Source organism: Mesorhizobium sp. M0618 (assembly GCF_040320765.1).
GTDB lineage: Bacteria > Pseudomonadota > Alphaproteobacteria > Rhizobiales > Rhizobiaceae > Mesorhizobium.
This window is the reverse complement of record NZ_JAMYQH010000004.1, coordinates 139287-161454: the sequence shown is the minus strand read 5'-3', so window position 1 is coordinate 161454 and position 22168 is coordinate 139287. Positions and strand designations below refer to the sequence as shown.

At 64.1% G+C, this 22168-nt stretch carries 19 protein-coding genes; 5 read left to right on the top strand and 14 right to left on the bottom strand.

The genetic code is table 11. From position 1 onward, the window contains the following. The first annotated feature begins 71 nt into the window (after positions 1–71). Genes NKJ04_RS06595 through fhuB form a run of 3 tightly spaced genes read left to right on the top strand, consistent with a single transcriptional unit; the run spans position 72 to position 5167 of the window. Complete coding sequence (locus NKJ04_RS06595) at positions 72–2261, top strand: TonB-dependent siderophore receptor (RefSeq protein WP_352674029.1); 2190 nt, start codon at positions 72–74, stop codon at positions 2259–2261. Positions 2262–2295: 34 nt separating this feature from the next. Beyond that, positions 2296–3174, top strand: a complete 879-nt coding sequence (locus NKJ04_RS06590; RefSeq protein WP_352674117.1) for an iron-siderophore ABC transporter substrate-binding protein — start codon at positions 2296–2298, stop codon at positions 3172–3174. Further along, complete coding sequence (gene fhuB, locus NKJ04_RS06585; protein WP_352674028.1) at positions 3167–5167, top strand: Fe(3+)-hydroxamate ABC transporter permease FhuB; 2001 nt, start codon at positions 3167–3169, stop codon at positions 5165–5167. Before NKJ04_RS06590 ends, fhuB begins: the two co-directional genes overlap by 8 nt. Positions 5168–5203: 36 nt before the next feature. On the opposite strand, the gene cuyB is transcribed toward fhuB, so the two are convergent. The 4 genes from cuyB to NKJ04_RS06565 all read right to left on the bottom strand — a co-directional run bounded on the left by cuyB (position 5204) and on the right by NKJ04_RS06565 (position 9077). Further along, positions 5204–6001, bottom strand: a complete 798-nt coding sequence (gene cuyB, locus NKJ04_RS06580; protein WP_352674027.1) for a cysteate racemase — start codon at positions 5999–6001, stop codon at positions 5204–5206. Next, positions 5998–7359 carry a dicarboxylate/amino acid:cation symporter gene (locus NKJ04_RS06575; protein ID WP_352674026.1) on the bottom strand — a complete coding sequence of 454 codons (1362 nt, stop codon included), beginning with the start codon at positions 7357–7359 and terminating at the stop codon, positions 5998–6000. The genes cuyB and NKJ04_RS06575 overlap by 4 nt, the downstream gene beginning before the upstream one ends. Positions 7360–7361: 2 nt before the next feature. Then, positions 7362–8201 (bottom strand): substrate-binding periplasmic protein, encoded by an 840-nt coding sequence (locus tag NKJ04_RS06570; RefSeq protein WP_352674025.1) that lies wholly within the window; start codon positions 8199–8201, stop codon positions 7362–7364. Positions 8202–8387: 186 nt separating this feature from the next. Next, entirely contained in the window at positions 8388–9077 is a 690-nt protein-coding gene (locus NKJ04_RS06565; RefSeq protein WP_352674023.1) for an SDR family NAD(P)-dependent oxidoreductase, read from the bottom strand. A 372-nt stretch (positions 9078–9449) separates the two neighbouring features. On the opposite strand from NKJ04_RS06565, the gene NKJ04_RS06560 reads away from it, so the two are divergent. Further along, a complete protein-coding gene (locus NKJ04_RS06560) occupies positions 9450–10565 on the top strand; it encodes an anhydro-N-acetylmuramic acid kinase (protein ID WP_352609350.1) in 1116 nt (371 codons plus the stop codon). A gap of 58 nt (positions 10566–10623) precedes the next feature. Here NKJ04_RS06560 and NKJ04_RS06555 read toward each other — a convergent pair whose 3' ends face one another. From NKJ04_RS06555 to NKJ04_RS06545, 3 genes are read right to left on the bottom strand one after another with little or no spacing between them, the layout of a single operon-like run. Continuing rightward, positions 10624–11052, bottom strand: a complete 429-nt coding sequence (locus tag NKJ04_RS06555; protein ID WP_023808780.1) for a GNAT family N-acetyltransferase — start codon at positions 11050–11052, stop codon at positions 10624–10626. Further along, a complete protein-coding gene (locus NKJ04_RS06550) occupies positions 11049–12440 on the bottom strand; it encodes a sigma-54-dependent transcriptional regulator (protein WP_352674022.1) in 1392 nt (463 codons plus the stop codon). The genes NKJ04_RS06555 and NKJ04_RS06550 overlap by 4 nt, the downstream gene beginning before the upstream one ends. Beyond that, positions 12437–14257: a sensor histidine kinase gene (locus tag NKJ04_RS06545; protein ID WP_352674021.1), complete on the bottom strand. Its 1821-nt coding sequence runs from the start codon at positions 14255–14257 to the stop codon at positions 12437–12439. Before NKJ04_RS06545 ends, NKJ04_RS06550 begins: the two co-directional genes overlap by 4 nt. 304 nt (positions 14258–14561) lie before the next feature. Between NKJ04_RS06545 and NKJ04_RS06540 the strand changes: the two genes are divergently transcribed. Then, complete coding sequence (locus NKJ04_RS06540) at positions 14562–15890, top strand: dicarboxylate/amino acid:cation symporter (RefSeq protein WP_023808783.1); 1329 nt, start codon at positions 14562–14564, stop codon at positions 15888–15890. Between the two features lie 52 nt (positions 15891–15942). On the opposite strand, the gene NKJ04_RS06535 is transcribed toward NKJ04_RS06540, so the two are convergent. The 7 genes from NKJ04_RS06535 to NKJ04_RS06505 form a co-directional block, all read right to left on the bottom strand. Then, a complete protein-coding gene (locus NKJ04_RS06535) occupies positions 15943–16986 on the bottom strand; it encodes an ROK family protein (RefSeq protein ID WP_128302404.1) in 1044 nt (347 codons plus the stop codon). Further along, positions 16983–17705, bottom strand: a complete 723-nt coding sequence (locus tag NKJ04_RS06530) for a ribulose-phosphate 3-epimerase (protein ID WP_023808785.1) — start codon at positions 17703–17705, stop codon at positions 16983–16985. Before NKJ04_RS06530 ends, NKJ04_RS06535 begins: the two co-directional genes overlap by 4 nt. Beyond that, entirely contained in the window at positions 17702–18535 is an 834-nt protein-coding gene (locus tag NKJ04_RS06525; RefSeq protein WP_128302403.1) for an alpha/beta fold hydrolase, read from the bottom strand. Before NKJ04_RS06525 ends, NKJ04_RS06530 begins: the two co-directional genes overlap by 4 nt. Then, positions 18535–19353, bottom strand: a complete 819-nt coding sequence (locus NKJ04_RS06520) for a sugar phosphate isomerase/epimerase family protein (RefSeq protein ID WP_352674019.1) — start codon at positions 19351–19353, stop codon at positions 18535–18537. Before NKJ04_RS06520 ends, NKJ04_RS06525 begins: the two co-directional genes overlap by 1 nt. Continuing rightward, the gene (locus NKJ04_RS06515) at positions 19353–20429 is read right to left on the bottom strand and encodes a Gfo/Idh/MocA family protein (protein WP_352674018.1); all 1077 of its coding nucleotides are present in this window, start codon (positions 20427–20429) and stop codon (positions 19353–19355) included. Before NKJ04_RS06515 ends, NKJ04_RS06520 begins: the two co-directional genes overlap by 1 nt. A gap of 11 nt (positions 20430–20440) precedes the next feature. Next, on the bottom strand, positions 20441–21262 hold the full coding sequence (locus NKJ04_RS06510) for a sugar phosphate isomerase/epimerase family protein (protein ID WP_352554799.1): 822 nt from the start codon (positions 21260–21262) through the stop codon (positions 20441–20443). 63 nt (positions 21263–21325) lie between these two features. Then, positions 21326–22168: a carbohydrate ABC transporter permease gene (locus tag NKJ04_RS06505; RefSeq protein WP_352554798.1), complete on the bottom strand. Its 843-nt coding sequence runs from the start codon at positions 22166–22168 to the stop codon at positions 21326–21328.

Here is a 22168-nt window from a genome sequence, read left to right as displayed (position 1 = left end):
CGTACAATGACCCGCAGATAAGTTGAGATAAATGATCATGTATCTCAATATCGACAGGCGGGGACTTCCTGATGAGCAGAACTTACCGGATGAAGGCGCTTCTGGCGGCCAGTGTCGCCGCGGCCGCGATGATCCCGCCAATGGCCGCGTTCGCACAGTCGGTGCAAACCAGCACCCAGCTTGAACCGGTGGTGGTCGAGGGCGAGGCCGGCGACGGCGCGACCGGACCGGTTAAGGGCGTCGTCGCCAAAAAAAGCAAGACCGGCTCCAAGACGGCGACCGACATCAAGGATATCCCACAATCCGTGTCGGTGGTCGGCCGTCAAGAGATCGACGACCAGGGCGCACAGAAGGCCGACGAGGCCTTGCGCTACACGGCCGGGGTGTTCGCACAGCCCTTCGGCCCCGACAGCGACACCAACTGGCTGTACATCCGTGGTTTCCAGGCGACGGCCACCGGCACCTACATGGATGGGCTGCAGCTGTTCAGCTACGGTTTTGGCGGCTTCTATGTCGACAGCTTCGGGTTGGAGCGCATCGAGGTGCTGAAGGGGCCTGCCTCCGTGCTCTATGGCGGCAGCAATCCAGGTGGCCTGGTCAACTATGTCAGCAAGCGGCCGGACTTCGAACGCACGCGCTATGTCGAAACCGGCGTCAACGACGCCGGCAATGTCTATCTCGGCTTCGACATTGGCGACGTCGCCAAGGATGGCGCGGTCAGCTACCGGATGACGGGCAAGGTCGCCGGCGGCGACACCTATAGCGACCTGCAAAATGGCTGGCGCGGTTTCATCTCGCCGAGCATTACGTGGAAGCCGGACGAAGCAACCACGCTGACCATCCTGGCCAACTACAGCCACGTCGACGAGAACCACAATGGCGGCAGCTTCCTGCCCTATAGCGGGACGGTGACGGACCACATTGTCGACGGCGTGAATTATGGCCGCATCGACCCGGATGCGAATTTCACGGAGCCGAGCGTCGATCTCTACAAGCGGGAACAGGGCTCGATAGGCTACGAGTTCGAACACACATTCGACAATGACTGGACGGTGCGCTCCAACGCCCGCTTCACCGCCGCCGATATCAATGAGGTCAGCGTCTATCCGAATGGCTGGTCAACCATCGGAGGGCCCACCGATCTGGCCCGCGTAAATTTCGACCATGACACCACGGCCAAGACCTTCCTTGTCGACAACCAGATCGAAGGCAAGGTTGTGACCGGTCCTGTCGAACATACGATACTCGCCGGCATCGATTTCAAATACTACAACATCGACCAGGTCCAGTCGTCTGGCCTCTACGACGAAAACTATGACAACCCGATCGACGCCTTCCATCCAGTTTACGGCTCGCCACTGACGCCACGTGTCAGCTACCTCAACCAGGACCTGACGCAAAAACAGCTCGGCTTCTATGCCCAAGACCAGTTGCGCTTCGGCGATGGCTGGCTGGTGACGCTGAACGGCCGCTACGACCGTGGCTGGCTCGACGCCGACAATCGTCCGACCTACTACAGCAGCAGCTCCAGTTCACAGAGCCAGACTGTCGGAGATTTCTCCGGGCGAGCAGGACTGGCCTACGAATTCGACAATGGCGTTATCCCCTATGCCAGCATCGCCACCTTCTTCAACCCTATCATCGGCACCGACGCATTGGGCAATCTGTTCAAGCCGGAAGAAGGCACGCAATACGAAGTTGGCGTGAAATACGTACCGACCTTTGTCGATGGCCTGTTCACCCTGTCGCTGTTTGACCTGACGCGCCAGAACGTCCCTTCCAATGTCACTCTGTTCACGCAGATGCAGACCGGTGAAGTGCGCTCTCGCGGTGTTGAACTCGAAGGCAAGGTGAACGTGACCGACGATTTCCGGGTCACGGGTGCATTCACGGCCTACGACATCGACATCACCAAGGACGCCAACCCGGCGCTCATCGGCAAGACACCCTTCATCGTCCCCGAGATTATGGCTTCCGCCTCGATCGATTACACGTTCCGTGGCGATTGGTATGACGGCATCTCGGTCGGCGGCGGTTTGCGCTATCTCGGCTCCTCATGGGCCGACAATGCCAACACGGCAAGGGTGCCTGCGGTTACGCTGGCCGATCTGAAACTCGGCTACGAGAAGGAGAACTGGGGGATCGATCTCAACATCACCAATCTCTTCGACAAGACCTATGTGTCGAGCTGCCAGACGACGCTGACTTGTTCCTATGGCGAAGGCCGCTCGTTCAAGCTGAAGGCGCATACGACTTGGTAGTCGACTTGGTTACAGCTTGCCAAATAAGCCAGTGATGATCCATCTGCCCAACAGAAGGCAGTTGCTTGCGCTGGCGGCCGCGGCATTGCTGCCACCGGTTGCCGCCAGGGCCGCTACACCGCGCGTTGCCGCGATCGACTGGGGCATGCTGGAGACGTTGCTGGCACTCGGCATCGAGCCGGTGGCGGCGACCGAACTGATCCAATTTCGCAAGATCGCGGTCGAGCCGGCGATTCCTCAATCGACAACCGACCTCGGCCTGCGCGGCGCGCCCAATTACGAACTGCTGCGCATCGTCGCGCCTGATCTCATCGTGATCTCCAATTTCTATGAATACCAGCGCCCGATGCTGGAGCGCATCGCACCGGTGTTTGCGCAAGCGGTGTACGAGGCTGGGGTACCGCCCTACATGCTCGCCGAGGCGGCGACGCTGGCGCTTGGCGGAAAGCTGGGGCGGCAGGCCGAGGCGAAGCGCTACGCCGACGAGACCCCCGATGAAATCGCACGATTGCGCGCCACCTTGCCCCACGCTTCCGGGCATCCGGTCTTCGTCATCAGTCTCGGTGATAGCAGGCATTTTCGCGCCTTCGGTCGCGATTCCATGTTCGGCGATGTGCTGACGCGTCTCGGCCTGGTCAATGCATGGACCGACGAGACGAGCTACAGCGCGGCGGCACCCGTCGGACTGGAGGCGCTTGCGCGCGTGCCCGAGGCGTCGATCCTGATCGTTTCGCCACTGCCGGCCGATGTCGGGCGCTCGCTTCCGACAAATGCCTTGTGGAACGCCCTGCCCGCTGTCAGCCAGGGGCGCGTGGCGGTGCTGGAGCCGATCAACCATTTCGGCTGCCTGCCGTCGGCACGCCGCTTCGCGCGCCTGGCGACGGCCGCCCTTGCCGGGCAGAGCCATGGCTGAGCGCACTAAAAGCGATCGCGCCGCGACGAGTGCCGCGCTGTTGCCAATCGCCCTGTGGGGCCTCCTCGCGGCTGTGGCAGCGCTCCTGTTCGCATGGCGGGTCAGCATGCAGTGGCCGGCTCCACTGCCGGGCGGTATCGGTCTCGACCGCGTCATCCTGCTCTACAGCACGCTGCCGCGCGGCGCGGTGGCGGTGCTGGCCGGCGCCGTGCTCGGCCTGTCCGGCCTGCTGTTGCAGCATGTGCTGCGCAACCCGCTGGCCGAACCGTCGACGCTTGGCATCTCGGCCGGCGCGCAACTGGCGATGACGATCGTCTCGCTTTACGCACCGCTGCTGATGGAGCGGTCGCAAAGCCTGGTCGCTTTCGCCGGTGGCATCGCCGCGGTGCTGCTGGTGCTGGCATTGACCTGGCGGCGCGGGCTGGAACCGGTCTCCGTCGTGCTCGCCGGGATGATGGTGGCGCTGACCGCCAGTTCCGTCAGCGCGGCGCTGATCCTCGCCAATGGCGAGTACCTGTTTTCGCTGTTCATCTGGGGCGGCGGATCGCTGGTCCAGCAGGACTGGGAGCCGACCATCGCGCTGACGATCAGGCTGGCGGCCGGTGCGGTTGCCGCATTGATGCTGCTGCGGCCCCTGACCATCCTTGGTCTCGACGATGCCTCGGCACGCGGCCTGGGCGTCGCCCGTCACTCAAGCCGCTTTCTCATCATCGCGCTTGCCGTGTGGATGGCGACGTCAGTCGCGGCAGAGGTTGGCGTCATCGGGTTCGTCGGTCTTGCAGCCCCGGCGCTGGCCACGCTTTCGGGCGCCCGCACACTGCGTCAAAAACTGATCGCCGCGCCACTGATCGGCGCCGTGCTGCTGTGGCTGACGGACGGGCTGGTACAGCTGGCCGCCGGTTCCGGTGGCGAACGCATTCCGACCGGTGCCGGCACCGCCCTGCTCGGCGGTCCGCTGCTGCTGTGGCTGTTGCCGCGGCTGCGCCTTTTCGAGTGGCCGCATCTCGGTTCGAATGGTACCGCACCGCGCAAGGCCAGCCGGCCATGGCTGATCATCCTGCTCCTGCTTGCGCTGGTGCTTGTCGCTGCCATCGTGGCGCTTGTCGTCGGGCGTGGCCCGCACGGCTGGTCTATTGCTGGGGGAGACCTGTTAACCGATCTCGCCGCCTGGCGCGCGCCACGGGTCGGCGTAGCGGCTGCCGCCGGCGCCATGCTTGCGGCTGCCGGCGTCGTCATCCAGCGGGTCACCGGCAACCCGCTGGCAAGCCCCGAAGTGCTGGGGGTCGGCACCGGCGCCGGTGCCGGCCTGACAGCCGTGCTGATGGTCAGCGCCACGGCCAGTCCCGGCTGGCAGCTCGCCGGGTCAGCCTTGGGCTCACTGACGGCCTTGATTGCCATGCTGGCCGCCGCACGAGCAAAGTTCGGTGCGGGGCGGCTGCTGCTTGCCGGTATCGCCATGAGCGCGCTGTGCAGCGCTGCGATCACCGCGACGATCGCCATGGGCAATGCACAGTCCTACATTCTGTTGCGCTGGCTGAGCGGCTCGACCGGCCAGGCGACGGCGCTCGATGCAGGGCTGGCACTCGCTTGCCTGTTGCCGCTGACGTTGCCGCTGTTCCTTGCCGCCCGCTGGCTGGACATCCTGCCGCTCGGGTCCGACAGCGCACGCGGGCTGGGCGTGCCGGTTGCCGGCGGACGGCTGATGCTGATCGTCGTTGCCGCGCTGCTGACCGCGCTGGCCGCCATGGTCGTCGGGCCATTGAGCTTCGTCGGCCTGATCGCGCCGCACCTTACCCGTCTGGTCGGCCTTTCCCACGCCCGCGTCCATCTCGCCGGAGCGATGGTTCTGGGTGCCTTGCTGATGATCGTATCGGACTGGCTATCGCGCATGGCGGCCTTTCCCTACGAACTGCCCGCCGGCCTGTTCGCTTCGCTGCTTGGCGGGCCGTATCTCGTCTACCTTCTTGCCAAGGGCGTGCCGCGCCAGGGCTGACAGGTTCCGGAATGCTATGAGGTTCTATCCATAGGGCTAGGCCAGTGCGGCCAAGCTGGCGAGCATCGATCGGTCATGTTCCGGCAGCCGCGATACGGTCGGCAGGCCGCGGGTTTCCTGGGCATCGAAGCCCAGTCGGTTCAGACAGGCTCTTGCCAAGGCCGCATTGCTGTCGATGACGACCAATCCAGTGATATCGTTGAGGCTGGCGGCCACCACCGACAGTTCGGTGCAGCCGAGCAGGGCGGCATCGGCGCCGGCCGTTTGCGCGATGTCGAGCGCACGCTCGGTTTCAACCGCCGCATCCGTGATCGAACCCGCCTTGACGAGGCTGATCGCGCTGTCGACGCAGGCCTGAAACTCGGTGTTCGCGGGAAGGCAGAGCTCAAATCCCGCTGCCGACATCCTGTCCTGATAGAAGCCGGAGACCAGCGTGCCTTGGGTGGCGAGAACAGCAACCCGGCCCCGCTCCAGGCTACGACGCGTCTCCGCCACCACAGCATCTCCGATATGGATGATTTCCGCGCGCGAATTCGCCGCCAGTTGGCCGTACCAATGGTGGGCGGTGTTGCACGGCATCGCGATACAGGCGACGCCGAGCGCATTGAGCGTCGCGACCGCGGCTTTCAAAGGCGCCAGCGGCCCGTCATGGCCGGCAAGGATGGCTTCGGTCCTGTCGGGCAGCTGCGGGACACTGAGGATCACGGCAGGCACATGTTCGTTGTCTCTGAGCGCCTGGGTCATCCGGGTCAGCTTGAAGTAGAAATCAGCCGAAGCAAGCGGCCCAAGACCGCCGATAATGCCGAGCTGGGGACGGATGCTGTCGTCGATCATCTGGCAGGCTCGGCTTCGAACTGCTCCGACACGGTTTCAGGCTGCGTCGTCTCCCTGTGGCTGGGAGCGATCATTGCCGTGCTTGCCGCGACGGTGCAAACGCTGGCCAGCGTCATGAACGTGTCCACGGCTGCATCCACCGCGACGAACAGGACGAACGCCGCCTCGAAGGGAAGCTTCAGGTAGCCGCAGACGATGGACATTTGCGACAGGATGAGCAGGCTGCCCATGCCGCCGGTGGTGAGCGCGAGAAGCGCTGAGATGATACCGACGAGCACGAGGTCCGAGACTGCAAGCTGGTGGCCGTAAAGCTGGGCGATGAACAGCGCACCCGAAGTGTAGAGCAGCGCCGGGCCTGTGCGCAGCAATGCCGCCTGCAGCGGCACGAGCAGTTCGACCACCACCAGGCTGAACCGCAGGCGCTCGCTCAAAAGGTTGATGACCCACGGCAGCGAGGCGACCGTGGAGCGTGTGGTGATGGCCACCATGAGAAGGGGCTGGCAGGTCTTGATCGTGGTCCAGTAGCTTCGTCGCGACCGGATGGCGATAATGGCAAAGGACCCGGCAACGAATATGAGGCAGGAAAGGCCCATCACCAGCAGGTAACCGCCCATCAGCGTGAGCGGCTTGGTTCCGGTCGACGCGGTCTGGTCCGCGATCAGGATGAAGGTTGCAAAGGGCAACCCCCAGATGAACCAGTTGGTGAGCACCGTGCAGGCCCGGTAGACCGCGTTGAGCGCCTGGGTCAGGCTCATGGACGAGGGCTGGGGAATCTTCCCCATCGCGAGCCCGAAAAGCAGGCAGAACAGCAAAACCTGGATGGTCTGGCCCGAGGCCAGCGCGTTGAAGACGTTGTTCGGCACCAGGTCGAGCAGGATCGAGTGCCCGCCATTGGGATCGCCATTGGAGGGCGGCGGCTGGAATGGGAAGGCGAGATCGGTGGACACGCTGCCTTGCGAATTGATGAACTCGCCAAGCTCGATGCGCGACTGTGGATTCTCGATCTGGCCCGGCTGCAGGATCAGCGACAGGGTGCCGCTCACCAGCACGCCCAGGAACGACACGACCAGCACGGCCATGCCCACCTTGCCGAGGTAGCGGACCGATTTGGGATCCTGGACCATTGCCGTGATGGAGAAGATGACCGACGAGACCAAATAGGGCAGGACGACCATCTTGAGGAAATTCAGGTAGAGTTGTGCGACAGGGCTGATCGCATGGGCAAAGTCTGGATAGTAGAGGCCGCACAGTATCCCTGCAGCAATCATCACAATCGTCGTCACGGGCGAGCGCAGGATGCGCCTTGCCGCGAGGCGCCAGTCGAAAGGCAGGGGTCCGGCTACGTCGGAGATGGCCATTGTCAGGCTTTGCTCCCCAGGCGATAGCGGGCGATGATCTCATCCGTGTTGAGAATCTGCTGACCCCGCGCGAGATCGAGATAGAGATCGACAAAGGCCGCGAGGTGCGGATTGTCCGGCCGCACGCCGACTGCGATCGTATCGACCTTGTCGGTCAGCGTGATCGAGCGCGCGACGACCGTCATCGACGGGTCGTCGACCATCAGCTTCTTGATCTCGAAATCATCGCGATAGGCCATGTCGATCGTCCCGTTTCGGATCGCATCGATGATCAGGTCCCAGCTTGCCAGGCGGTGGATTTGCGCATGCGGGAAGGTCGTGGCCGCATAGGTGGCGAATGAAGAGCCCTCGATCACGCCAAGATCGCCTGAGAAATCACGGACGATCTGTTCGGCCGGTTTGCCTTGCGCGATACGCGCCAGGTTGAGGCGGTTGGCGATCAGCCCTTGCCGCAGCATGGCGTAGGGGCGGGAATAGATGATCGACCGGCCGCGCTGAAGCGTCCGGCTGAGCTTGCCAATCGCCATGTCGGCCTGTCCGGAACTGACCTGTCTGACGATATCGTCGAACGTTGCGGCGGATCGGTCGAACACCGGCTCGACGCCAAGCGCCGCGGCGATGCCGTGGGCCAGTTCCATGTCTATGCCATCGTCCCCCGAGCCGTCGGCCGGGAAGAACGGATTGGAAGCGAAGGCCGGCATTGCGATGCGCAATGCATCGCCGCTCGCGATAGGTTGAGGGGCGCTCTCCGCCTGCTGTCCCAGAGTGCTGGCTGCCCGGGCTTGTGAAATCAGCAACCCGCCGCTCCCGGCCGCAAGCAGTGTACGACGTGTAACCGACATGCGCGTTCTCAATTAACCCGGGAAAGCTGCAACATGCACAACCGGCGTTAAACAAACGTATATATTACCCTATGTCTTTTTATGTATTGGATAAGCAGCTTAGCGCCACAAAATATCAGCATCTCCTAATATGCAAGGAACGGCGGAAGGATCGCATTACTTCCCGCCCGCCGGTCAGCTGGATTGTCAAAACGTCTCGACCCAGGGCCGCAACTCAAGCTCCGAGCTCCAGGCGCTGCGATGCTGGCGATGGGTTGTGAGATAGGCCTCGGCGATAGCGTCCGGCGACAGGCGGCGGTCCGGCCGGTCGGGATCGGCTGCCTGTCCGGGCGCCTCGATCTGGCCGTCGATAATGAAGTGGGCGACGTGGATGTTCTTCGGGGCGAGTTCGCGGGCCATGGACTGCGCCAGGCCGCGCAGGCCGAATTTCGGCATGGCAAAGCCGGCCGAGCCGGGAAAGCCCTTCACACTGGCGGTGGCGCCGGTGAACAGGATCGAACCGGATCCCCGGACAAGCAGCCGGCGCGCCGCCTGCTGGCCGACCAGGAAGCCGCCATAGGCGCCGACCAGCAATGCCTGTTTGACCGCTTCGGCATCGAGCTCGGCGATCGGGCCGCGTGTGCGTGCGCTGGCGTTGAACACCACGAGCGCCAGCGGGCCGGCCTTGTCGGCGGTGTCGAACAGCCTGGCGACGGACGCAGCGTCGGCGACATCCGTCTCAACGGCCAGCGCACCGGTCTCATCGACCAGAGCGCCCAGCTTCTCGACGTTGCGGGCGGCCAGAACCACGCGAAAGCCTTCCCGGGTGAGAAGGCGCGCAAGCGAGGCGCTCAGACCAGCGCCCGCGCCTGCAATAACGGCCACATCGGATGTCATGATTTTCTCTCCCTTGCGGATTTCGGCGGAAGCGTTTCGCCAGATCGAGCAAGGTCGCGCCTTCGCGCATGATAGGCAAGAGGTGGCATTGCCGCTGTGTTGAGCCCAAACGACCGCAGAACCGGCGTTGCGCGGTCCAGCATCGCCTGTGGCGCTACGAAGGCCGCTCGGCCTTCAGCAACGAGACCGCCACTTCGAAAGTGGCAAGGCTTGGACCTTGCCCGCCAACCGGATTCATCCGACCGACATTTTGACGGTAGAATCGTTAGGCTTCGTAAAGCTGTCGGCGATCTCATCAATGGGGACTGGAGCATGGTCCCGAAAAGTGGGAAACGGTTTTCGGAAAAGATCATGTTCGATAGGGAAACGATTATGGAACCAATCTGGGCCGTCGGCCTGATGACCGGCACGGTGCTGGACGGCAACATCGACGTCGCGCTGATCAAGACCGACGGCGAACGTATCGAGGATTTCGGCACCTACCGGCTGATGCCCTATCCTCCGTCGATCCGCTCCCTGCTGGAAGAGACGCTGACGGAGGCGCGGGCGTGGAACTTTGTCGGGCCGGAGCCGGCGATCTTCCGCACCGCGGAGGAAGCCCTGACGCGCGCGCAGTCGGCAGCCGTCAAGGAATTGGTCGAAGGCTATGGCATGACGATGGCCGATATCGGCGTCGTCGGTTTTCACGGCCAGACCGTTCTGCATCGCGCGCCGCAGGTTGGACGGCTGGGCCAGACAAGGCAACTCGGCGACGGTGAGCTGATGCATGCCATATTGGGTACCAAGGTCGCTTACGATTTCCGCTCGGCCGATATGCGCGCCGGGGGACAAGGCGCGCCGCTGGCCGCGGTCTATCACACTGCGCTGATGCGCGGCGCCGGCGCCAATGGCGAGGTGGCCGTACTCAATCTCGGCGGCGTCGCCAACATCACCTGGTGGGATGGCGCCGACAATGTCGTCGCCTTCGACACCGGACCCGCCAACGCGCCGCTGAACGATTTCATCAAGTCGAAGGGGCTCGGCGAGATGGACCGCGACGGCGCGCTTGGCCGTGCAGGTAAGGTGGACGAGGCCCGGCTGGCCAAGCTGCTGCAGCACCCCTATCTCACCAAGCCCTATCCCAAATCGCTGGACCGTTTCGACTTCGGCGCCGCCATGGCGGACGGGCTGGATGCGGAGGATGGCGCGGCACTGCTCACCGCCTTCACCGCAGCAGCCGTCGGCAAGGCACTAGACCTCTTACCAAGCCGTCCGAAAAAACTGGTGGTCAGCGGCGGCGGCCGCCATAACCCGACCATGATGGCAATGCTGGCCAGCCGCGCCGGCGTCGAGGTGGTGCTGGCGGAAAGCCTCGGTTGGAGCGGCGATGCGGTCGAGGCGGAGTGTTTTGCCTTCCTCGCGGTTCGCGTGTTGCGCGGCCTGCCGATCAGTTTCCCGAGCACCACCGGCGCGCCGCAGCCGATGCGTGGCGGAAAACTCGCCGGCTAGACTCTTGCTTTGACGCAATTCCGGACGCAAAACCGCTTCACACTTTTCCTGGAATTGCTCAACCGCCAACCAGTTCCTTCTGCAGGAAGATGCGGCTGCGGCCGACAGGGAAATCGGCCAGCGAGCCGAAGGGCCGATAGCCCTGGCGCTGATAGACCTTGGCGGCGTTCGGATTGAAGGTATCGATCCAGGCATTGTTGCAGCCGCGCGCCACCGCTTCCTGTTCGGCCGCGTCCAGCATTGTGCCGGCCATGTGCTGGCCGCGCAGCCGCTCATCGACCCAGAGCCATTGCACATAGAGCCAGCCCCAGGCCGTGTAACCGGAAATGCCGGCGACGACCGCGCCATCCTCGTCGCGCACAAACACCACAAGCGCCTTCCTTTCGGATGCGCCGACATCGCCGTCGTTGAACGCCGTCAACCTTTCGCCGAGAAAGGCGAGTTCTTCCGGCGAGGGATTTGCCGTCGTTTCAATGGTCGTATTCATCGCTTTTCCGAGATGGGTTGCGTATCGGTATCGCCGCCATTGCGAAATTCGGATGCGGCAATGCCGTAGCGCTTGAGCTTGTCGTAAAAGGTCTTGCGCGGCACGCCGAGGGCGTCGATGGCGCCGCGCACGTCGCCGCCATGGTCGCGCAGCGCGTCACGGATGAGCTGCGCTTCGTATTGGCCGACCCGTTCGGGCAATGCTGCCGCAGGCTCCGGCGCGTGCGCGGAGACCGTCCTCACCTCATCGTCCGGACCGAGACCGAGCGCGACGCGATCGGCGAAATGGGCGAGCTCGCGCACATTGCCTGGCCAGTCATGCGACTGGAGATGATCGCTGACCGCAGCGTTCATCTTCGCGATAGGCCGGCCGAACCGTTCTGCCGCCTTGCCGAGGAAATGCCCAAACAGCATCGGGATATCGCCGCGCCGTTCGCGCAGCGGCGGTATGCGCAGCGTCACCACGTTGAGGCGAAAATACAGATCCTCGCGAAAATCGCCGCGCTGGTCCTGGAGGCCGAGGTCGACCTTAGTCGCCGCGACGACCCTGAGATCGATGCGCCTGATGTCGTTCGAGCCAAGCGGGGTCACGCTGCGCGTTTCGAGTACCCGCAGCAGCTTCACCTGGAGGGCCGGCGGCATGGATTCGATCTCATCGAGGAACAGCGTGCCGCCGCTGGAATGCTCGATGCGGCCGATGCGCCGTCGCTGCGCGCCGGTGAACGCGCCCGCCTCGTGGCCGAACAGTTCGCTTTCTATGACGGTCTCCGGCAGCGCGCCGCAATTCAGCGCGACGAAGGGTTTTGCCCGGCGCCGCCCCCATCTGTGCAGGAGGTCCGCCACCACTTCCTTGCCGGTTCCGGTCTCCCCCTCGACCAGCACATCGACATCCATGTCGGCGATCTGGCGCAACGTTTCGCGCAGCCGCCGGATGGCGGGCACCTCGCCGATCAGCGGCAGGCCGTCTGCAGCTTGCACTGCTGCCTCGCGCAGCCGCCGGTTCTCCATCACCAGCCGCCGCTTCTCCGATGCTCGTTTCAGCGCCTCGACAAGACGATCGCCGGCATAGGGTTTCGGGATGAAATCGTAGACGCCGTCCTTGAGCGCGGCCACAGCAAGATCGACATCGCCATGCCCGGTGACCAGGATCACCGGTATATCAGGGTCGATCGCCTTGATGCGATCGAACAGCTGCAGACCATTCATGCCCGGCATGCGGATGTCGCTGACCACCACGCCTTCAAAGGTCCTGTCGACAACGGCAAGCGCTGCCTCGGCGGCGTCGCGCGCGACCACAGTGAAGCCGGCAAGCTCGAGCAATTGCGTTGTGGCGTGAAGGAGGTCCGCATCGTCGTCGACGAGCGCCACCAACCCTGATCCCTCAATCATTCAATTCGCCTCAAGTCGACGGTAAAAGATGCGCCGGTGCCATTGCCGGGATCGAGCCGCAGCGTGCCGCCCAATTCCTGGGCAATCTCCTGCGAGATCACCAGCCCGAGACCAAGCCCCTTCTCCTTGGTGGTCTGGAACGGCATGAACAGATTGCCGGCTGCTTCCGGGCCGACACCTGGGCCATTGTCGCGCACCGAAATCAGCACCCTGTCGTCGTGCTCGGCGAGTTGGATCTCGATGCGGGGATCAGACTGGTCCTTCATCGCGTCGAGCGCATTCTGCAAAAGGTTGACGAGTATCTGCTCCAGCCGGATGCGGCTGGCCAGGACCACCGGCGAGGCATTGCCGCGCGGCTTGACGATGGTCACGCCGGAATCACGGATGCGGCCCGACAGCAGCGACAGCGCGCCATCAATTGCCTCGCGCACCGGCAGCGGCGAAGCGGCAACCCCGGGTCGACGGGCGAAAGTGCGCAAGGTGCCGGTGATCGCGCCGATGCGCTCGGTCATCGACACGATCGACGTCAGATTGCCGCTGGCCGGTTCGGTTTTGCCGGTTTCGAGAAAGCGGCCCGCATTCTCGGCATAGGTGCGGATAGCGGCGACCGGCTGGTTGATCTCGTGCGCCACGCCGGCGGCGATTTGGCCGAGGATGGAAAGCCGGTTGGCCTGGGCGAGGTCGTCGCGCAGCCGGCGCACCTTGGCTTCGGCATTCTCGCGCTCGGCGATTTCACCGGCAAGTGCGGTGTTGGAGCGGGTCAGTTCGGCCGTTCGCGTGCTGACTCGGCTCTCCAGCTCGGCATTCATACGCGCCAGCGCCTCCTGCCTCAGCCTGCGCGTTCGCCGGCGCCGGGTCAGCACGTAGGCAAGCAAGCCCATCAGCAGAAGCCCAAGCAGCGTGGTCAGGCGCGCCGTGTTGGCGGCCGATGAAAGAGCAGCGTCGGCGGGAGTGAGCAGCCAGAGACGCCAGCCAGGAACAGCACCAGGCAAATCCTGCACCACCTCGACGAACTGGCGCGGTTTTCCCGCGTTGTCGATCGTCGCCAGGCCGTCACCCGCGCCGCGCCGGATCGGCAGCGGCTCGAAGCCTGCATCGGCCAACTGGAGCTGCTCGTGGGCTGCGGCGGTGTCCTCGGCCGACAGTGGTGCCAGCGCACGGAACCGCCAGTCGGGCTGGCTGGTAGCCAGCACCACGCCGCGTTCATCAGTGATGAACACGAGGAAACCGCTGGAACGCCAATTGGCTTCGACGCCGTCGAGTTCGACCTTCAGCACCGCAACGCCAAGCGGCTTGCCGCCATCGTCGACGCGGCTGGCAAGGTACAGCCCCGGTCTGCCGCTGATTGTGCCGAGGCCATATTGGCTGGCAGCACCCTTGCTCATCGCTTCCTGGAAATAGTGCCGAAAATTGTAATCGATGCCGACAAAGCTCGCCGGTTCGTCGGCATTGCTGGCTGATATGGCGATGCCTGCCGTATCGATGATGTAGATGGCGGATGCCGAGGCATCGCCGGCAATCGACTTGAGCTTGTCGTTGAGGGCCTTTTCTTTCATTTTTCCGGCCCGGCGCAGAGCGCCGCGCACCGCATCGTCTCTGGCCAACACCAGTGGAACCAGGCGCTGCTTTTCGATTTCGCCGGTCAGGGTTCCCGCCGCCAGCGGCAGTGCGGCGAGTGCCGTCTCGCGCAGATTATCGGCCGCCTGGCCGGAGGCGATGCGCCCGGCAATGGCGATCGCGCCGGCCAGAAAGGCAAGAGCGACGACCACGGCAACCCAGCGGCCATCGCGCAGCCGCGCCACCGCCTCGCGCAGCAATTCACGGCCGGCAAATCCAGGGAATCCGCTATCGGTGTCTGCTTGCGGCGTCTGCCCTCTCCCCTTTGCTCGCGGCTTTCGGCCAGTGTAATGCGAAAATCCGCCCAGGCAAACACTGCCTGTGCGGAAATCCGCACAGGCTTTGCCCGCATGACGTCAGACAAAGGCGGAAATCCCGTGGTTCCGGCCTTTCCGCGAACTGGCACAACGCTTGCAAAACTCCCTGGCAGCGGCGTGCGACCGGAGCGCCGCGATGGGAGAAGTCACGCAGGGCGCTCCGCCCCATCCGGCCAGGGAGAGTTCGATGCACATCGCAGACCAATCAGGCGCGCTTGCCGCGCAGCGCAAGCCTTTCTATGCCCAACTCTACGTGCAGGTGCTCGTCGCGATCACCGTCGGCATCCTGCTCGGCCATTTCTATCCGTCGGTCGGCGAGAGCATGAAGCCGCTCGGCGACGCCTTCATCAAGCTGGTCAAGATGATCATCGCCCCGGTCATTTTCCTGACCGTGACGACGGGCATTGCCGGCATGAGCGACCTGCAGAAGGTCGGACGTGTCGCCGGCAAGGCGATGCTCTATTTTCTCACCTTTTCGACGCTGGCTCTGATCATCGGCCTTGTCGTCGCCAATGTCGTGCAGCCGGGCGCCGGCTTCAACATCGACCCGGCGACGCTCGACGCCTCGACCATCAGCACTTACGCCGCCAAGGCGCACGACCAGTCGGTCACCGGCTTCCTGATGAACATCATCCCGTCGACCATCGTCGGCGCCTTCGCCGATGGCGACATCCTGCAGGTGCTGTTCTTCTCGGTGCTGTTCGGCATCGCGCTGGCGTTGGTCGGCGACAAGGGCACGCCCGTGCTCAATTTCCTGCAGGCGCTGACGACACCGATCTTCAAGCTGGTCAGCGTGCTGATGAAGGCCGCCCCCATCGGTGCCTTCGGCGCCATGGCCTTCACCATCGGCAAATACGGCATCGGCGCGGTCATCAACCTCGCCATGCTGGTCGGCACCTTCTACGTGACGTCGTTCCTGTTCGTGTTCGTCGTGCTTGGCGCGGTCTGCCGCTACAACGGGTTCTCCATCCTGTCGCTGATCCGCTACATCAAGGAAGAGCTGCTTTTGGTGCTGGGCACCTCCTCGTCGGAGGCCGCCCTGCCCTCGCTGATGGAAAAGATGGAGAAGGCCGGCGCCAAGCGCTCGGTGGTCGGCCTGGTCATCCCAACCGGCTATTCCTTCAACCTTGATGGCACCAACATCTACATGACCTTGGCGGCGCTGTTCATCGCGCAGGCGACCAACATCCACCTGTCGATGGGTGACCAGATCCTGCTGCTGCTGGTGGCGATGCTTTCCTCCAAGGGTGCCGCCGGCATCACCGGGGCCGGCTTCATCACCCTTGCGGCGACGCTTTCGGTGGTTCCGGCGGTGCCGGTCGCTGGCATGGCGCTGATCCTCGGCGTCGACCGCTTCATGTCGGAGTGCCGGGCGTTGACCAACTTCGTCGGCAATGCTGTCGCCACGCTGGTGGTGGCGCGCTGGGAAGGCGAACTCGACGAGGCCAAGCTGGCGAGGGCGCTGGCGGGCACGGCCGACGATAGCCTGCCGGCGGACGTTGTTCCCGCCGAGTAATGACGCGCGGTCAATGCGTAAAAGGCCGGAGGCGTGCTGCCTCTGGCCTTTGTCATGCAGGTCGCAACGTCAGACCGTGCCGGTCTTGCTCAGCGGTGTCCGGAAACGTGCTTGGGCCAACAGGCATGCGGGCTGCCAAAGTGCCGCCGTCGTCGAACAGCACAAGGCTGGCGGCGCCGACGAGCCCGGCATGGCGGCCGAGCTGGGCCTGAACGACCGGCACGTCGCGATAGGCGCGCATGGCCCGTTGCCTGATGGTCGCCTCGATGGTCGGCAGCATCAGGTCGAGCCCATTGGCGATGCCGCCGCCAACGACCAGCACATCGGGCGAATAGAGATGCAGGAGATTGGTGAAGCCAACACCCAGCCAGCGCGCTTCCTCCTCCAGCAAGGCCGAGGCAAGAGCGTCCTGCAGCCGTGCCGCCTCGACGACATGGCGGCCGGTTACCTCCGCGTCCGCTGACAAGCGTCGCAAGGTAGAGCCGTCTCCGGCTGCCGTGGCGGCGCTGGCGCGGCGGCCAAGTGCCGTTCCCGAGGCGATGGCCTCGAAGCAGCCAACGACACCGCATACGCAGCGCTCGCCTTCATTGGTGATGGTCATGTGACCGATCTCGGCGGCAAGGCCACGGCGGCCATGCAGGATGCGGCCGTCGACGACGACACCACCGCCAATGCCGGTGGAAACCGTGACGAAGACCAGCGAGCCCGCACCATGGCCGGCACCGAAACGCCATTCGCCGAGCGCCGCGGCATTGGCGTCGTTCTCCAGCCGCACCGGCAGGCCGAGCCGCCGCTCGAGGATGTCGGCAAGCGGCACGTCCAGCCAGCCGGCGAGTGTCGGCGGGCCGACGGCGATGCCGGCCAGCGGATCGAGCGGTCCCGGCGCACCGACGCCGACGCCGACGATCGAGAGTGCCGGCGCCTCGGCGTGGACTGTCGCCGCCAACGCCTCGATCTGGCCGATCACCACATCGGGACCGGCCTGCGCCTGCGTCGGCACCGCCGCGAATGCCAGGATCTTGCCGTCGCGGTCGACCAGGGCGACACGAAGCTCCGTCCCGCCAAGATCGATCGCAAGGGCGGCTTCTGATGTCATGCCGCGACCTTCAAGCCGTGCAGCCAGCCGATGCGGCCGGCGAGGTCCTTGTCACCGAAGGCGAGCGAACCGAGAACCACGGTTTCAGCCCCGGCGGCACGCAGCGACGGCACGGTCTCGTGGCGGATGCCGCCATCGGCCGCCAGAACCACCTGTGCCTCACGGCCGGCCTTTCTCAGGATGGCGCGGGCAGCGCCCAGCCTGTCGCAGGCCTTGTCCGACAGGCTCTGTCCCTTGACGCCGATTGCGGTTCCAAGAAGCGTCACGAAGGCGACTTCCGGGGCAAAGGCCGTCACCGCTTCCACAGGCGTCTCCAGCCTGAGTACGACGCCGGCCTCGGCGCCGAGCTCCCGCGCCAGCCGCACGGCGCGCAATCCGGCCTCGCCATTCTCGGCATGGACGCTGATCATGTCGGCGCCGGCCTCGATGAACTGGCGCGTCTGCGCCTCGACGATTGCTTCATCGACCATCAGATGGACGTGGATGGGTTTCGCCGTCAGCCCGGCGATGCGGGCGACAAGATCGGGAAAGAACAGGAAGGAAGGGGCGAAGTGGCCGTCCGCCACATCGATATGATGAAGATCGACATAGGGCTCGATGCGCTTCAAGTCGTTTTCGAAATTGGCGAGGTTGGCCGACCACAGCGAGAATTCGGCGATCATCCGATCGCGTGGCAATGCGGCGATGGCGGCCGGGCCTGAGAGAGGTTTCGAGATCATGACTGGTCCTGGTTGTTGAAATTTATGTCGAGAAAGTCCGCGATGGCGGCGCGAATTTCGGCGAAATGGCGCTCCTTGTCGGTGGCCTTCGGCCTCACCTCGGCAAAGGTCGCATTGGGGATGGCGTCGGCGAGGCTGCGGGCGGCGGCCAGCGGATGGACCAGATCGATGCCGCTGCCGATGACGAGCGTAGGGAACGCAAGGCTAGCGGCCGCTGCCCGCGTCACGCCAGGTCCATCCTCTGCGATCGCCTGCATCACCTCGGCGAAGACGGGCGCGTCTTCGCGCGCGAAGAAGCCGAGCAGGGAAGCAAGATTGTCCGGCGCTTCGGTTCGAAAGCGTGCGGTCGTCGCGGACGCCGCGAAGATATCTCGCGCCTCCGATAAAGGACGGCTGAGGATGAGCTCCGCCACTTCCACGTAAGGGCGCATGTTTTGCGGTGCCGCGTCGAAAGCCCAAGCAGGGCGAACAAGCACCAAACCCAGGACGCGGTCAGGGTGGCGGGCGGCAAGCTGCAAGGCAATGGCCGCACCCATCGAAATGCCGCCGGCGACGAAACGGTCGAGGCCGGCCGCATCTGCGGCGGCCAGCACATCATCGGCGAACATCGCGATCGAAAACGGGCGCTTGCTACCGGCGCCGGAACCGCCCTGCGCGCGGCATTCGACGGTCAGCCGGCGGTATGACGGGCTGTCGGGATAGTTCTGCGCGACCTGCGCTGCGTCACCGCCGAGGCCATGCTGGAAGACGACGGGAAGTCTGCCCTGCCCCGTGTCGAAGACACGAAGCGCTGCATCGTCGCGGAGCAGGATCGTCGGGGCGGCGCCCATCAGAGGAGCCTTCGTAGAAAGGCGGCGACATCGGGGGCTTCGTCGGCGGACAGCCCGTGGGTGACGAGCGATCCCTCGAAGCCGACTGCCTTCAGCCGCGCGCCGAAATCCGGGAAATCGACGATGCCTTGCCCTGATGGGGCAAAGCGGCCGTCACTATAGCGGTCCTTGGCGTGCGCCATGGCGATGTGGCCGGCGGCCTCGTCGATCGCGGCGGCAACGATGGCGCGCGCCTCGCCGGGCGTGGCGTGTTCGAACAGGTTTGCCGGATCGAGCACGATCTTCAGATGCTTCGATCCCATCTCGGCGATCAGCCGGGTCGCATCCCTGGCCGAGGTGACGATGTTGGCCTGCTCAGGCTCGATGCCGAGATCGACATTGGCACCTTCGGCCAACGCCAGCGCCTTCGCCATCTCGGCGGCCATGTCGGACCAGGCGGCCGGATCGGCATTGTCGGGATGATAGGCCCACTGATCGGCGGCGTTGCGCGAGCCGGTGCAGAGCGTGACCAGCGGGATGTCGAGGGCAGCAGCAGCCTCGATGACGACGGCGAGACGCCGAAGGCCATCGTCGCGCACGGCTTTGTCGGGATGCGCCATGTTGTAGGTGCCCGAAAGTGCTGCAAGTGAGACACCGCTCGATTGCGCTGCGGTGCGGATGGAGGCGATGGCGTCCGCCGGCACAGCATCCGGCATCGACGGCAGGCCGGCACAGGCCAGATTGAGCTGCGTCGTCTCGTATCCCGACTGCTTCACCGCAGCCAGCACGGCGGCCGGGTCGGTGCCGGCAAAGGTCTTGGCGAAAATGCCGAGACGCATCACACCGCCCCCGAAACCGAGGCGAGTTCGACTCGCTCGCCTGATACCACCGAACGCGCGATGGCGACCATGGCGCGGATCGAGGCGATGCCGTCCTCGACATTGGCGCCGCGCATCGGCGCGCCGTTCAGCACCGTGTCGGCAAGACCTTCCAGCTGGCGGCGGAAGAAATGGCCATCGGCGCCGAGCAGCCGGCGCGATGTCGCGTCCTTCTCATGAAAAATGTCGACCTCGCTGGCGCGGAAATACCAAGGGTTGAATGTCCTGGCGATAACGGAGCCGTTCTCGCCATAGAGCTGAAAACCTTCGTGCCAGTCCATGCGCACGGCAACCGTCAGGTCGAGATGGCCGAGCGCGCCGCTGGCGAACTCGGTCTCGACGAACCAGCAATAGGCGCCGAAACGCTCGTTGAGGCGCGCGCGGACCGCAAGGATTTCGCCACACAGGAAACGCGCCGTGTCGACGAGATGCGAGCCATGCGCCAGCATGAAATATTGCCTGAGATCAGCCTTGGGATTTCCCGCTGGCTTCCTGGCTAGCCTGCTGGTGACGGGCAGCGGCTGCACGGCATCGGTGTTGGTGTAGCGATGGGTGGAATCGCAGTACCAGGCCTTCAGCGCCAGCACTTCGCCGATCTCGTCTCGAACGAAGTCGCGCGCCGCCTCCAGTGCCGGATCGAAGCGCTTCATGTGCCCGACCTGCAGGATCTTGCCCGAGCGCCTGACCGCTTCGGCCAGCGCCTCGCCTTCCTCAACCGAGGTGCCGATCGGCTTTTCACAGAGAACATGCTTGCCGGCGTTGAGCGCCCTGATCGACGTCGGCACGTGATAGGCGTCCGATGTGGCGACGATCACCGCTTCCAGCTCAGGATCGGCGAGCATTGCCTCATAGTCGGAATACATCTTCTGCGGCTCGTAGGTCGCGCCCATGCGCGCAAGCAGATCGGGTGCCGCGTCGCAGATGGCGTAGAGGTCGGCATTGCCGGCCTTGGCGCAGGATTCCAGGTGCGCGAACTGCGCGATGGGGCCGCAGCCGAGCACGCCGACCCTGAGGCGTCTGTCCTGTTTCTTGATCATCGTCTCGTTCTTCAGGCGCCGTAGGAGCGCATCGTCTGGCGGTTGGTCTTGACCGCGCCGGCGGGATCGGCGGCGGCCGTTTCGGATTCTTCCTCCAGCACCAGCCAGCCATTGAAGCGCGGTGCGGTGCCGGCGATCTCGATGACCGCAGGCGTGTCGCAGACGCCCTTGCCAAGCATGGCCCAGGTACCGTTGGCATCGACGTCCTTGAGGTGGATGTAGCGGATGCGGTCGCGGTGGGTGCGCAGCGTGTCGGCCATGTCCTTGTGGCCGCGCAGGATATGGCCGGTATCCGGCACCCAACCGACCAGATCGGGATCGAGCAAGGCAAAGATCGTGTCGTAGTCGGCCCGGTCGAACAGCAGCGTGTTGTGGTGCGAGCTTGGATGCACCGCGACCTGGACGCCGGTCTTGCGGCCAAGCTCGCCAGCCTCGTTGTAGACCTCTGCGGCGATGGCGAATTTGTCGTCGCGCGGACCGTCGGAGACCACCGTCGCAGAGCCCATCGACACGAGCGCGCCAGGGAAGGCGGCGGCGAAGTCGATCCAGCGTTTGGCGGTCTCGAGATCGGCGCCGATCTCCTCCTTCAGCGTAAAACCACTGTTCGAGCCAAAGGCGAAGGAAACCAGCGTCAGCCCCGACGCCTTCAGCGCGGCGGCGAACTCCTCCGGCCTGTCGCCATAATGTCCGATCATGGTGTCGGTGATCTCGATGCCGGCATAGCCACCGTCAGAGATCGCCTTCAGCAGATCGTCGGGGCCGCCGGTAAACCGGTCTCCCAGCATTTCCCAGGTGAAGGTCTGGCAGCCGACTTTGAGGTCTTTCACGTTCATCCTTTCATTCCTTGATACCGCTTATTACTTGCTGCCACTCTGCGTCGCCGTCGGATGGACATCCTACTTGACCGAGCCCGCGGTCATGCCGGCGAGGAAGTACCTCTGGGCAACGAGGTAGATGAGCAAAAGCGGTAGCGAGCCGAGCACGCTCATCGCCATCATCTGGTTCCATTCGAAGGCATGCTGCCCCATCAACAGCTGGATGCCGATCGGGACAGTGCGCATGGACGTTGACTTCGTCAGCGTCAGCGCAAAGAGAAATTCGTTCCAGCACAACAGGAAGGTGTAGACCGACGTCGCCACGATTCCAGGCAGTGAAATCGGGACGATCACCCGCCAAAGCGCTGTCCAACTGGTGCCGCCATCGACGGCTACGGCTTCATCGAGATCGCGGGGCAAGGTGTTCAGATACCCCGTCATCAGCAGGATCGCGTAGGGCAGCGTAAACACCAGATAAGTCAGGATCAGTGCGACATAGGTGTCGAAGATGCCGTATGAGACGACGAGCCCGAAGAAGGGGATCAAAAGTGTGATCGGCGGAATCGTCTGCGTGCTGATGATGATTGTGTTGAGGCTGCCCTTGCCGCGGAAGTTGAAGCGGCTGAACCCGTAGGCCGCCAGCAGGGCGATCAGCACCGTCAGCACAGTCACCGCTCCCGCCACGAAATAGCTGTTGAAGAAGAAGCGCAGCTTCACCGGGTCGCCAAGGATGGCTGCATACGCTTCCAGCGTAAACGCCTTTGGCAGGATGGTTGGTGGGAGGGCAAAGATTTCGGTATTCGATTTGAACGAGCTGCTCAGCATCCAGTAGATCGGAAATGCCGCGAAAAAGAGCCCCGCTGCAAGCGCTATATGGAGCGCGACGGTGATCAGCCTGTCTTTCGGCGTTTGCCTTTTCCTCAT